Genomic DNA, 13,040 nt, shown 5'->3' with positions numbered 1-13,040 from the left:
CACTCTAACAAGATCATGAAAACGAACATCCTGACCCTCACGCTTGTCTCCATCGCCACCCTCGCCACCGCCGGTGCGCGGGACATCCGCCTCGCCGATTGCCCGCCTGCGGTGCGCTCCACCATCGAGGCAAATGCCCGCGGCGGCGTGATCGATGAAGTCGACCTCATCGCCATCGAGGGAAATGAAATCTACATCGGCGAGGTCGAGCTGCCCCGCGACCTCGACCTGAAGATCTACGTCTCCGGCAGCGGCACGCTCCTGAAGACCCGCGAGGATATCTCGCTGCGCTCCATGCCCGGCTTCATCCGCGAGGCAGTCAGCAAGCACGGTGGCAAGATCGACGACGTGGAAAAGGAAGTCCAGAATGGCAAGGTGACCTGGCACGTCGAGATCGACCGCAAGGGCATCCCCGACCTGAAGGTGGTGCTGAATGCCGAGGGTAGCGTGATCAGCGAAACCGAAGACCTCGACTGAGAATCCATTTCGCGGTGACGTGCGCGCCGGCCTCCTGCTCGGGGAGGGGCGGGAGCCGGAAGCGCGCATCCCGGAACCGATGCCGGAGGTGGACGAGTTCCACTTCCGGCATCATGCTTTTCCCACATCAGTTCATCCCATGAGACTGCTAGTCATAGAAGACGCGCCCCGGCTGCGGGACACGCTGGGTAAGGCGCTGACCCGCCTGGGCCACGCCGTCGATCTCGCCGTGGATGGCGAGGAGGGCGACGTGATGGGCCGCGCCACGAAATACGATGCCGTGGTGCTCGACCGCATGATGCCCGGCAAGGACGGGCTGGAGGTCCTGCGCGGCTGGCGGCGCGATGGCATCGATACCCCGGTGCTGCTGCTCACCGCGCTGGATGGCGTGGAGGAAAAGGTCCGCGGCCTGGGTGACGGTGCGGACGACTATCTCACGAAGCCCTTCGCGCTCGCCGAGCTGGTCGCACGGCTGGAGGCGCTCGCGCGGCGGCGCTATGCGCAGCCGGATCCGAAGCTGAAGGTGGGGCCGCTGGAAATCGACACCGCGGCGAAATCCGTCAGCCGCGAGGGCGAGGCCATCCCGCTGACCGCCCGTGAATTCGCCCTGCTGGAAGTGCTCGCCCGCCGCCCCGGCCAGGTGCTGAGCCGCGAGCAGATCGAGGGACATCTCTACGCCGAACTGGATGGCCCGCTGAGCAATGCAGTGGACTCCGCCATCTGCTCGCTGCGCCGGAAGGTCTGCCCGCCGGGCGCGCCCGCGCTCATCCACACCCGCCGCGGCCTCGGCTACGTGCTCGAAGCATGATCTCGATCCGCTGGCGTCTCACCCTCCTGCTGTGCCTGGCGATCGGCACGCTCTTCATCGCCACCGGCATCGGTGTCTTCGTGGCGATGAAGGAGCTGCTGCAGTCGCAGTTCGACGAGACGCTCACGGCGAAGGCGCGCGCGCTGATCACCGCATCGGAGATCGACAGCGGGGACTTCGAGATCGACCTCACCGTCCAGGACTTCGCGGGATTCGGGAAGGAGGGGAACGACTACTTCGAGATCCGCCGCATGAGCGGGAAGCGCTTCATGCGCTCGCCCTCGCTCATCTCCGACCAAAAGGACATCGGCAATTTCGCCGACATCAAGAAGCCCACCGACGACGAGCCGCGCATCCGCGAAGGGAAATTCGCCAACGGGAAAGCCGCACACTTCTACGTGCAGCGCTTCTACCCGAAGGACGACAAGAAGAAGCTCCACCAGGACCTCTACCTCATCGTGGCCAGTCCCACCGGGAGCATGGACCTGCAGTTCGCGCTGCTGACCACCGTGCTCGCCATCGCGGGTACAGCGGCCTTGTTCCTGATGGTCCCGATCATCCGGCTCGGACTCGGGCGCGGCCTGAAGCCGCTGAACCAGCTCGCCGCCGACGTGGGCCGCATCCAGCCGGAGAAGCTGGACCAGCGGCTGGAGGTGAAGCGCCTGCCCGCCGAGCTGATCCCCGTGGCGGAGCGGCTGAATGAGTGGCTCGGCCGCCTTGAGGCATCCTTTGATCGCGAGCGTCGCTTCAGCAGCCACGCGGCCCATGAGCTCCGCACGCCGCTGGCCGAGCTGAAAAGCATGGCGGAGCTCGGTGCCATGTGGCCGGAGGAGGCCACCTCCGAGCGCTGCGCCGAGATGGTGACCGTGGCCAATGAACTGGAGGCACTGCTGGAAAAGCTCTCGCTGCTCGCCCGCGCGGACGCCGGCCGACAGCCGGTGCAGCGCGAGCCCATCGATCTGGAGGCCACGCTCGCCACCGCCGTCTCGCGCGTGGAGGCGCGTGCGACACAACGCCGCCTGCGGGTGGACACGCGGGTTTCTCCGGGATCATTCACCAGCGACCCCATCCTCTGGAGCACGATTCTCCAGAATCTGTTAGGCAATGCCGTGTCCCACGCGCCGGAGGGCTCGGACATCGTGGTCGAGGCCTCGCCGCGCAACCTCGCCGTCTCAAATCCCGCGCCCGGCCTCAGTGAAGAAGACCTCGACCGGCTCTTCGAGCGCTTCTGGCGGAAGGATGAGTCGCGCAGCGGCTACGGCCACTCGGGCCTCGGCCTCTCCATCGTGAAGGCCTGCGTCACCCTGCTCGGCGGTGAATGCCGGGCGAGCCTGACCGCCGACCGCAGATTCCGCGTGGAGGTGACATTTCCTTCCTAGAGCATTTCACACAAAGTCGTAGCCGCTTGTGCGGGATGATTGGGGTCGGCTCTCTCAATGGATTGAGACCTTCAGTTCACCGCGAAAGGACGCGAAAAAGCGCGAAATCTAAAGGCAGGAAGAAAATCCCGATTCAGAAAATTTCGCGGGATTTCGCGTTTTTCGCGGTTCACTCTTCCTTCCTCTGATCCCTGCGCGGCGGCCACTCCAATCGGAATCTCTGGCAGCCTTGAATAGATCAGCGGCTCTCCAGATATTCCTGGAGCGATAGCACGGGCGCGATCATGCGGGCATTTCCTTCCCACGCGCCATTCTCGCCGGTGATCCGCCGGCCCATGCGGCGCAGCATCTCCGCCGGATCGCGGGCGTCGCGGCCTTGGTAGCGCAGGCGGTCCTTCGAGCTGCCGGGCTCGAAGGTCCATGTGAAGGGATAGCGAAAGGCCACGCCGCGCTCGTCCCAGCTCCGCATCTCCGCGAAGCGCATGTCGGCGAGCCAGATGCCATCGGCGGACTCGCGGGCGATGAGCCAATTCTTGGAAAACCACTTCACGATCTTCACTTCGCGCGCATCGGCATGGGCTGCGATGACCTCCTCCCGCTTTGGCACCACGGTCCAGCGGATCGGCTGGTCCGCGGGATCGAAGACCGAGCGGTAGCCGACCCAGATCTCGCCGGGTCGATCCACCAGGGCCCGCCACAGCATGATATTGAAGATGGTGGGCGCTTCCATCTTCCGCTGCCACGTCACCTCGCGCCTCGCCAGGTCCGCCTCGACGGCACGGCTCACCGAGAACTTCGCCCAAATACTAAGGATCACGTAGAACGAGCTGATGCCAGTGCACCACGCCGCAGCGCGGATGCCCTTCCCTTTCTTCCACTCCTTCGGCTTCACGAAGAGGCCGATGATGACCGCCACCAGAAGAGGGATCGTGAAGATGGGATCGATGATCGCGAGATTGTCCGTCGAGACGCGCGGCAGCGGCAGCGGATCCAGCACGCCGGTGCCATAGACCGTGAAGACATCTATCAGCACGTGGGTGCCCCATGCTAGGAAGATGAACCAGGCGGCGCGCTGGCGGGTCACCTTGTCCTTCTTCCAGCGGTTCGCGAGCGGCTTGGACAGCAGCCAGGTCAACAGGCCGATGAGGAAGATGGAGTGCGAGATGCCGCGGTGCAGCACCAGATCCCCGGCGGTCGGGAGCACCCATGCGAAGACAACATCGAGATCCGGCAGCGTGCCGAAGAGCGCGCCCCACGCGATGGAACGCCGTCCGAGCTGGCGCCCTAGCACCAGCTCGCCAACCACCGCGCCGAGCGCCAACTGCGTGAGCGAATCCACGCGCGGGAGCAACCCGGACGGCGGGCCGCTTGCCAAGCGGGAACTTCACCGGGCGCCATTTTCCGCATGGCACGGCAGCTCAGAGCCGGGGATCAACCGGCTCGCTTTCCATCGCGAGCACCGCCAGCACGCACTCGTGCACCTCCCGCAGCGGGCGCATGGCCGTGAAGCGGTCGAGCGCCTCCAGCCCGAGCACGAATTCCCGCTCCGCCATCGAGCGCTTGTGCCCCAGCCCGCGCTGGCGCAGACGTGCGAGATTCTCCGGCGCGTCGTATTCCGGCCCGTAGATGATGCGCAGGTATTCGCGGCCGCGGCATTTCACGGCGGGCTGCGCGATGCCACGCAGGCCCTTCGCGACGAATTCCCTGGGCTTCACCACCATGCCCTCGCCGCCGGACTCCGTGAGTGCCTCCCACCATGCGGTCGCATCCGCCACCGCGGCGTCATCCGAGAGATCCACCTCGCGCCATCGCGTCGCGGGAAAGAGCTCGGGATCGGCAGCTTGCAGACGCCCGGCGTGGGCCATGTGCCAGAGGTGATCGCGGTCATGAAACGCGCCGCCTTCCCCCGCGAGGAAGTGGAAGGGCGCGAGCTTCAGGTCTTCCAGCCGAACCACGTCCCAGCAGTAGTGCCGGTAGGCGCGGCGGTAGCGATCCAGCATGCCGGCCCGCGCCTCGCTCCGCTCCAGCAGCGGGGCCAGCATCGCCTTGGCATCCGCCTCCAGATGATCGCCGGACATCGCACGGCCCAGCATGGCCGAGAGCATGGCCGAGAGCATCGCCGAGTGGGCCTCGCCCGCCGCAGCGACGGAGGCATACTGCGACTGGATGAGATCGCGCGCCTTCACCGACCACGGCATGAGCTCGCAATCGAGGCACAGCCAATCGGTCGCCAGCTCGTCCCATAGTCCGGACGTCTCAAGCGCGGCCGCGAGGCGATCCAGCAGCGCCTGCTCCAGCGCCATGTCATTGAAGAACGGCCTGCCGGTGCGCGTGTAGATCACACCGCGCCTCTCCTGCCTCACGCCGAAGCGCGAGATGGCCACCGCGGGATCTCGGCAGACCACGGCCACGGCGCGCGAGCCCATGTGCTTTTCCTCGCAGACGACGTGGGCGATGCCCTGCTGGCGATAGTAGTCGAAGGCCTCCTCCGGTCGCTCCAGCCATCCCTCCACCTCGCTCGTCCCGCAGGGCGACATCGTGGGCGGCAGGTAGATCAGCCAGCGCGGATCGACGGCGAAGCGGCTCATCACTTCCAGCGCGGCGAGCACGTTTTCCTCCCTCACCGTCACGGCCGGGCGGAGCGAGGTGTGGATCTGGCGCTTGCCGCGCAGGTCGTCCAGATCGAGCAAGCGGTCATTGGCAAGCTGGGCCGCCGTGGGCTCCTCGCGCAATGGCCGCGCGGGCTCCGCATACATCCTCTGTGCGGGCACCGACACCGTCTCCAGCTCGGGATAACGCAGCGCCGTGAGCGCGCCGCCGAAGCAGCAGCCGGTGTCGATGTTCACCGTGTGATTCAGCCAGCGCGGCGCGGTGAAGGGCGTGTGCCCATAGACGACCAGCGCCTTCCCCCGGTAATCGCTCGCCCAGTCGAGGCGCTCCGGCAACCCGTATTCATCGCGTTCGCCGGTGGTGTCACCGTAGAGGCAGAATTCGCGGACCTTGCCCGAACCGCGCCCCTGCATGCTCTCCTTTAGTCCTGCGTGAGCGACCACCAGCTTCCCATTGTCAAAGACGAAGTGACTGACCAGACCGTCGAGCACCTTGATGAGATCGCGTTGATCGATGGGATCCGCCTGGAGCTGGGCGATGGTGTCGGCCAGGCCGTGCGTCGGCTGGACCTTCTTGCCATTCAGCCAGCGCAGGAATTTCACGTCGTGATTCCCCGGCACGCAGAGCGCCGTGCCGGCATCCATGGATGCCATCACCAGCCTCAGCACATTCGGCGAATCCGGCCCGCGGTCCACGAGGTCACCCACAAAGACGAGACGTCGCCCCTCCGGATGACTGGCTACGTGACCCTCGACCCCGTAGCCGAGTTTCCCGATCAAAGTACGAAGCTCATCGTAGCAACCGTGGACATCGCCGATGATGTCGAAGGGCCCGTGATCGTCGCGCCGGTTGTTCCACAGCGGATCGCGCTGGATGCCCGTGACGGCATCGACCTCCTCCGGGCTGCGAAGATGGGTCACGCTCCGGAAGCCCTCGTTCTTCAGCCCGCGCACGCCGCGCCGCAACTGCCCGAACTGCCGCTTGATCACCTGCGGGCCGAAGTCCCGGTCCGGCCGCTTCGCATTGCGCTCGTGGCAGATCGACTCGTCGATGCGGAAGACGATCGCCGAGGGCAGCGCATGATATTCGCGCGCGATGGCGACCAGCTTCGCCCGGTCCTCCGGATTCAGGTTCGTCGCATCCACCACGGTCAGCTTCGCGAGCGCGAGCCGCTGCCGCAGGATGAAATTCAGCAGCTCGAAGGCCTGCGGCGTCACCGACTGGTCATTCTCGTCGTCCGACACCATCCCGCGGCACACGTCCGAGGACACCACCTCGGTCGGCTTGAAATGCTTCCGCGCGAACGTGGACTTCCCCGACCCCGAAGGACCGATGAGAAGAACGAGCGACAGCTCTGGAATGCGGATGGTCATGGGAAGATGCTCAAGGGATTCTGGAGAAAACCGCCATCTGGCTCGGCGGGCCGTGCTCGGGGTGCTCCTCACCCAACGGCTCGAAGGTCACGGCATAGCCATGCTCCGTGGCGACGCGCCCGGCCCATGCCTGGAACTCGGCGCGCGTCCACTCGAAGCGATGGTCGCCGTGTCGCATCGCGCCGGGCTTCATGCCCTCAAAGAGGACGTTGTACTCGCGGTTCGGCGTCGTGACGAAGGCGGTGCGCGGCTTGGCATCGCCGAAGACCACCTCTTCCAACGACTCCAGCCGTTCCGGGTCGAGGTGCTCGATGACTTCCACCAGCGCCGCCACATCGTGACCGCGCAGGCGCGAGTCGCGGTAAATCAGCGAACCGAGGAAAAGCTCCAGCCGCCCCTCGCGACGCGATGGCGGCACGCGATCCAACCGCTCCCGGGCGATCTCCAGCGCGCGACTGGAGACGTCCATGCCGACGACCTTCGGAATCCGCGTGCCCTTCAGCAGCCGCGCCAACAACCGGCCCTCGCCGCATCCCAGGTCGATGACCGACTTCGGACCCAGCGCCGCAACGGCTTCCGCCACGCGGTCGAGCCGCGCGTCGTGGAGCGAGATCTTCCGCTCGACCGCGGGCTCCTTCCCGGTGTCCGCCGCGTCTTCGCCCTCGTCCTCCCCATCCTCGGTCTCCGGCTCGGGGGCGAGTCGCTCCAGCGCCTCGCGCGTAAGACGGGCCTGATACTTGAGATAGCGGCGGACGATCCACTCGCGCTCGGAATGATCCGCAAGCCAGCCCTCACCCTTTCCTAAAAGCTTGTCGATTTCCTCGCGCCCGACCCAGTAGTGCTTGTCGCGATCCAGCGCGGGAATGAGCACGAAGAGGTGCTTCAGCAGCATGTGCAGCGGCACCATGGCCCTCAGGACCAGCTCGTGGTAGCGGCTCTCGCCCCACTCGGGAAAGGCCGGCTCCAGCGGCAGGCGGCGGCTTTCCACCGCGTAGCCCAGCGGCGCGAAGAGCTTCTCCAGCATTCCCTCCGGCGCCTGCACCACCGGCAGCCTCGCCTCCAGCTCCAGGGGCTTGTCCACCAGTTCCGGGCGCTTCACGCAACGCCCGTTGAGCGCCGTGCCAAAGACCCGCGACATCGCGACCGAGAGGAATGACGACGCGGCATACGGGCGGTCATTCACGTACTGCCCGAGCGCCCAGCCACCCTGCCGCGCTCCTTCCGAACGGACCAGCCCCACGGGATCCACCTCCACCGCGAGCACGGCCGTGCAGCACTCCGGCGTAGCCTCCGGGTAAAACACCGTGGCCTGCCCGAATGCCAGCTCCGCCCCGTGACAACGCGCCGGATGCTTGTGCAGCAGATGCCCGAGCTCGGTGGCGTCGGGCGTGCGATTGGTAATGGAGAGGAACACGGACGGAACGGGTCACCGCGCGCCGGAAGGCAGCGGCTGGGGCGAGGAGGTCGGGCCGTGGATCTGGAGGATATCCGGGCCGCCGGCGGGATCCGGCACGAAGCGGACACGGTCGATCGAGAGAGCGCGCGGCTCGGTCTTCTGCAAAGTACTATGGCGATGGTAGACGATGAAGGTCTCCTTCCCGTCGGGCGACTTGGTGAAGCAGTGATGCGCAGTTCCGTGTGCGTAAGCGGTCGATTTCATCACGGGATTGAATTCATACTTCTTCCACGGGCCCAACGGGCTGTCCGAGGTGGCGTAGCCCACGGCGTATTCCGGATTCTCGAAGTGGCTGCCGGAGTAGGTGAGGTAGTAGGTGCCCTTGTGCTTCAGCATCTCGGCACCCTCGGTCACCGGCCACTGGTGGCGCTCCCACTGCTGGTCCGGCTTCACCATCATCTTCAGCGAGGAGACGTTCACGCTCGCCATGTCGTCATTCAGCTTGCCGCCCCAGATCTCGTTCCCCTCCTTGAAGGTCACGTAGTAGAAGTAGCGCTGGCCATCGTCATCCGTGAAGATGTGGCCGTCGATGCGGATGCTGTCCGGCTCGATCGGCTGCTGCTTCTCCTGCTTGAAAGGACCCGCCGGAGACTTGGCCGTGGCCACGCACATGCGCTCGTCCGCGGCGTAGTAGAGGTAGAAGGTGCCGTCCTTTTCCACGAGATCGGGAGCCCAGAAACGCGAGCGACCCCACGAGTCCTCGTTCTTCAGCGCGAAGCCCTCGTCTTTCCAGTCCACCAGATCCGTGGACGTGTAGAGACGGATGCCGCGGGTCATGCGCGGGAAGTCCGGCGTGTAAGTCGTATAAGCATAGTACTTCCCCTCGTGGCGGAAGACCATCGGGTCCGCGCATCCCGCCTGCACGGGATTCGTGTAGCTGCGGGCGAGCGCATCCGGACGATACGTCGCGATCTTCAGGTTCCGGAAAGACGCATCGCCATCCAGCGCGCGCAGGGCGATGCCGCCCTTTGCGAAAGCGGCATCGATGCCGTCGAAGACCGGCCACGTCTCCGCGGTGATCGGCTTTTCATCGATGTAGATCTTCGTGTTGTTCCCCGTCACTTTCAGCCGCAGGTAGTACCACTGCTTTGGCTTCACCTCCACGGGCCTCGCCGCGATGGTGCGCCACTTCGGATCCGTGGCACCCCACATGACCAGATTCCGCCCGGCGCTAACGCCCGCGTAGTAGCCGCGAAAAGCGTCCACGCCATCGGCCACGTCCGCCGCGCGGAAGACGATGCCCGCCTGCGCTCCGTCGCTCTCGCCGCGCACCTCCACATCCAGCACGAAGTCCCCCGCCTCCAGCCCGTCCAGCAGCGCCTTCGGCCCCGCGCCTCCCTTCACGCGGAGTTCACCGCCCTCGGCGGACCACTCGCCGCCGTGGGTCTTCCACGTGGCGGAGGAAAAATCGGAGAAGTCAGCCTTGAACGGCAACGTCGGCGCGGCGGCGAGAACGCCGGTCGCCGAGATGAGGCATGTGATGACACGGGCTAGCATGCACGAAACGTGTCCCACTGGCGGGACAGGTGCAAGCCGCGACAAGGACCCACCGTGCCAGCAGACGACCGCACCGCTTGCCGAGAAAGCCGCACCCGGAAAAATCGCAGTCCTCTTTCATCCAAGCCCCCTCGCACCAATCGCCACATCTGGAAGACCTTGCAAAGACACGCCATGCCCACGGCACCACGCCCTAACATGCCGGGCGGCGCTTTGCCATTTCCGGGCAAGTGAGGATTCCCTAGACTCGCCGCCATGGCCCTTTCCCGTGCTCTCACGAATGATCCCTCGGCCGCCCGACTGATCAGCCTGGCAAAGCTGGCGATGGCCTCGCAGATCCAGCCGCACGATGCCCACGGCCCCTACGTCATCGTCCAGACCGGCTACGCGCCGGGCGACCTGACCATGAAGGCCGCGGACCACCTGCTGGGGCGCTCCGGGGAATGGCTAGCGCTCCACTGGTTCGTCCGCCTGCCGGTGGAGGAGCGCCATGCCGAATTCGTCTTCGGCACGGCGGGCGAGGTGATGACCTTCATGGAATCCCTCACCGGCAAGGTGGTGGTCATCACCGGCCGCGAGGACCCCGGCACCGGCGCGCCCGAGGAGGACGAGTGGCACCGGACCATCACCGGGAGCTGAACGCTGGTCCAGCTCCCGTGATTCGCGGATCAATTCGCGACGATGTTCACGAGGCGGCCCGGCACGACGATCACCTTGCGGACCGTCTTGCCATCCGTCTGCTCCTTCACCCGCGGGGAGGCGAGCGCGGCGGCTTCCACGGTGGCCTGGTCGGCGTCCTTCGCGACGATGACCTTGTCACGCAGCTTGCCATTCACCTGCACGACCAGCTCGATCTCGTCGGTGACGAGCGCCGCTTCGTCATGCTTCGGCCACTCCGCATCGGCGAGCAGGGAGGTCCCACCCAGGCGCGAGTGGATCTCCTCGGTGAGGTGCGGGGCGAAGGGATTCAGCACGTGCAGCAGCAGGCGGAATCCATTCAGCGGCACCACCTCGGCCTGCGTGAAGGCATTCGTGCAGACCATCATCTGCGAGATCGCGGTGTTGAAGGACATCTTCGCGATGTCGTCGGTGACCTTCTTGATCGTTTCGTGGACCACCTTGAGCAGCGCCTTGTCGGTGCAGGGCACGTCCTGGATCTTCGATGACGTGACCCACTCGCCTGCCTGGTTTTCCTCGAAGGCGACGCGCCACACGCGGGCCAGGAAGCGTGAGACGCCCTCGACGCCCTTCATGCTCCATGGCTTCACCTGCTCCAGCGGGCCCATGAACATCTCGTACAGGCGCAGCGAATCCGCGCCGTACTCGCGCACGACGTCGTCCGGATTCACCACGTTGCCGCGGGACTTGGACATCTTCTGCCCGTCCTCGCCAAGGATCAGGCCCTGGTTCACCAGCTTTTGGAACGGCTCGTTGGTCGAGACGTGGCCGAGATCGTGCAGCACCTTGTGCCAGAAGCGGGCGTAGAGCAGGTGAAGTACGGCGTGTTCCGTACCTCCGACGTAGAGATCCACCATGCCCGGCTTGTCGCCGCCACCCCAGTAGCTCTCGGCTTCCTTCGAGATGAAGCGGTCGCTTCTACGAGGATCGCAGTAGCGCAGGTAGTACCAGCAGGAGCCGGCCCACTGCGGCATGGTATTCGTCTCGCGGATGGAGCCGTCCGGCAACTCGACCCACTCGCGGGCCTTGCTCAGCAGCGGCTCGGGCGAGCCGCTCGGCTTGTAGTCCTCCAGCGGCGGCGCGAGCAATGGCAACTCGGCATCCGGCACCGCGTAGTGATGGCCATCCTTCCAAGTCAGCGGGAAGGGCTCACCCCAATACCGCTGTCGGGAAAAGAGCCAGTCGCGCAGCTTGAACTGCACGCGGCGCTTGCCCAAGCCCTTCTCTTCCAGCCACGCGATGATTTTCACCTTGGCCTCCGCCGTCGTCAGACCATCTAGGAAATCCGATTGGATCGCGACACCATGATCGCCAAAAGCTGTGCTGAAGTTCGCCGATTGAGCCACATAGTAATCGAAAGCCTGTGATGCCAGCGAAGGATCTTTGCTGGATGCAACCTCGATCAAATCGGTGAAAGTCCATTTCAGGATCTCATCTCCTGCCTTCACCTCTGCCCAAAGATGACCGCCATTCGCGGCCAACCACTTCAGATCAGGCTTCACAACCGCCTTGATTGGCAGCCCAAACTCGGTCGCGAACTCAAAGTCACGCTCGTCATGCGCGGGCACGGCCATGATCGCTCCGGTGCCGTAGCCCATCATCACGTAGTCGGCGATCCACACCGGGATCTGCTCGCCGTTCACGGGATTGGTCGCATACGCGCCGGTGAAGACACCGGACTTGTCCTTGTTCAGGTCGCCGCGCTCAAGATCGGACTTCGCAGCGCAGGCGGCGATGTAGGCATCCACCGCAGCCTTTTGCTCCGCGGTGGTGATCTCCGCGACATACGGATGCTCCGGTGCGAGCACCATGTAGGTGGCACCGAACAAGGTATCCGGACGCGTCGTGAAAACGGTGATTTCCAAGGCTTGCGGCAGGGATGCCGCAGCCACGGTGAAGACGACCTCCGCACCCTCGCTGCGGCCGATCCAGTTCTTCTGCAGCAGCTTGATGCCTTCCGGCCAGTCGAGCGGGTCCAGCTCGTCGATCAGGCGCTGGGCATACTTCGTGATGCGCAGCATCCACTGGCGCAGCGGACGGCGCTCCACGATGTGGCCCTTGCTGCGCCACTCCTCGACTTCCTCGTTTGCCAGCACGGTGCCGAGGTCGGGCGACCAATTCACCGGGGCCTCGTGGACGAATGCCAGGCGCACCGCATCGATCTGCTCGCGCGTCCAGCCCTTCGCCTCCAGCTCGGCCACCGGCTTCGCCTTGCCCGCCTCCTCGTCGAAGTACGACGAGTACAGTTGCAGGAAGATCCACTGGGTCCACCGCACGTAGTCCGGATCGGTGGTGGCGATCTCGCGGTCCCAATCGTAGCCAAAGCCCAGCGACTTCAACTGGCGCTTGAAGGTGGCAATGTTCGCCGTGGTCGTGATCGCCGGGTGCTGGCCGGTCTTGATCGCGTACTGCTCCGCGGGCAAGCCAAAGGAGTCCCAGCCCATCGGGTGCAGCACATTGTAGCCCTGCCGGCGCTTTGCCCGGCCGATGATGTCCGTGGCCGTGTAGCCCTCGGGGTGGCCCACGTGGAGGCCGCTGCCGGAGGGATACGGGAACATATCGAGCACGTAGAACTTCGGCTTCGTGGCGTCGAAATCGGCATCGCCCGGATTCGGCGTGCGGAAGGTTTTCTCCGCGTCCCAGCGGTCCTGCCAGGCAGGCTCGAACTGGTCGAAGGGGAACGGTTTGCGGCGGTCAGACATGGCGGGGCGCGGAAATTGGCGAAAGCGGCTGATCTTGAAAAGGAAAACCCCGGGGTCCCG

General features: G+C 65.3%; 9 protein-coding genes. 4 read left to right on the top strand and 5 right to left on the bottom strand.

Features of this window, described 5'->3' with window-relative positions; genetic code table 11:
* Positions 1 to 15 precede the first annotated feature (15 nt).
* From OKA04_RS10215 to OKA04_RS10205, 3 genes are all read left to right on the top strand, one after another.
* Complete coding sequence (locus tag OKA04_RS10215; protein ID WP_264501057.1) at positions 16 to 477, top strand: hypothetical protein; 462 nt, start codon at positions 16 to 18, stop codon at positions 475 to 477.
* 139 nt (positions 478 to 616) lie between these two features.
* Entirely contained in the window at positions 617 to 1,285 is a 669-nt protein-coding gene (locus OKA04_RS10210) for a response regulator transcription factor (RefSeq protein ID WP_264501056.1), read from the top strand.
* Entirely contained in the window at positions 1,282 to 2,664 is a 1,383-nt protein-coding gene (locus tag OKA04_RS10205) for an ATP-binding protein (RefSeq protein WP_264501055.1), read from the top strand. The genes OKA04_RS10210 and OKA04_RS10205 overlap by 4 nt, the downstream gene beginning before the upstream one ends.
* A gap of 238 nt (positions 2,665 to 2,902) precedes the next feature.
* Here OKA04_RS10205 and OKA04_RS10200 read toward each other — a convergent pair whose 3' ends face one another.
* The 4 genes from OKA04_RS10200 to OKA04_RS10185 form a co-directional block, all read right to left on the bottom strand.
* A complete protein-coding gene (locus OKA04_RS10200) occupies positions 2,903 to 4,003 on the bottom strand; it encodes a metal-dependent hydrolase (RefSeq protein WP_264501054.1) in 1,101 nt (366 codons plus the stop codon).
* A gap of 79 nt (positions 4,004 to 4,082) precedes the next feature.
* Positions 4,083 to 6,647, bottom strand: coding sequence for a polynucleotide kinase-phosphatase (locus tag OKA04_RS10195; protein WP_264501053.1), 2,565 nt, complete (start codon positions 6,645 to 6,647; stop codon positions 4,083 to 4,085).
* Positions 6,648 to 6,657: 10 nt separating this feature from the next.
* Positions 6,658 to 8,061 carry a 3' terminal RNA ribose 2'-O-methyltransferase Hen1 gene (locus OKA04_RS10190; protein ID WP_264501052.1) on the bottom strand — a complete coding sequence of 468 codons (1,404 nt, stop codon included), beginning with the start codon at positions 8,059 to 8,061 and terminating at the stop codon, positions 6,658 to 6,660.
* A gap of 12 nt (positions 8,062 to 8,073) precedes the next feature.
* Complete coding sequence (locus OKA04_RS10185) at positions 8,074 to 9,600, bottom strand: family 43 glycosylhydrolase (RefSeq protein WP_264501051.1); 1,527 nt, start codon at positions 9,598 to 9,600, stop codon at positions 8,074 to 8,076.
* A 255-nt stretch (positions 9,601 to 9,855) separates the two neighbouring features.
* On the opposite strand from OKA04_RS10185, the gene OKA04_RS10180 reads away from it, so the two are divergent.
* A complete protein-coding gene (locus tag OKA04_RS10180; RefSeq protein ID WP_264501050.1) occupies positions 9,856 to 10,239 on the top strand; it encodes a hypothetical protein in 384 nt (127 codons plus the stop codon).
* Positions 10,240 to 10,268: 29 nt separating this feature from the next.
* Here the strand turns inward: OKA04_RS10180 and OKA04_RS10175 are convergent, their stop codons facing one another.
* Positions 10,269 to 12,980, bottom strand: a complete 2,712-nt coding sequence (locus OKA04_RS10175) for a leucine--tRNA ligase (protein ID WP_264501049.1) — start codon at positions 12,978 to 12,980, stop codon at positions 10,269 to 10,271.
* Positions 12,981 to 13,040 lie beyond the last annotated feature (60 nt).

This window comes from Luteolibacter flavescens, from assembly GCF_025950085.1.
Taxonomy (GTDB): Bacteria; Verrucomicrobiota; Verrucomicrobiia; order Verrucomicrobiales; family Akkermansiaceae; genus Haloferula; species Haloferula flavescens.
The sequence above is the reverse complement of the archived record's forward strand: the minus strand, read 5'-3'. Positions and strand labels throughout refer to the sequence as shown.

Coding starts and splice junctions, on each gene's coding strand:
- OKA04_RS10185 (WP_264501051.1), bottom strand. CDS start 9,600: ATGCTAGCCCGTGTCATCACATGCCTCATCTCGGCGACCGGCGTTCTC.
- OKA04_RS10180 (WP_264501050.1), top strand. CDS start 9,856: ATGGCCCTTTCCCGTGCTCTCACGAATGATCCCTCGGCCGCCCGACTG.
- OKA04_RS10175 (WP_264501049.1), bottom strand. CDS start 12,980: ATGTCTGACCGCCGCAAACCGTTCCCCTTCGACCAGTTCGAGCCTGCC.
- OKA04_RS10205 (WP_264501055.1), top strand. CDS start 1,282: ATGATCTCGATCCGCTGGCGTCTCACCCTCCTGCTGTGCCTGGCGATC.
- OKA04_RS10195 (WP_264501053.1), bottom strand. CDS start 6,647: ATGACCATCCGCATTCCAGAGCTGTCGCTCGTTCTTCTCATCGGTCCT.
- OKA04_RS10215 (WP_264501057.1), top strand. CDS start 16: ATGAAAACGAACATCCTGACCCTCACGCTTGTCTCCATCGCCACCCTC.
- OKA04_RS10210 (WP_264501056.1), top strand. CDS start 617: ATGAGACTGCTAGTCATAGAAGACGCGCCCCGGCTGCGGGACACGCTG.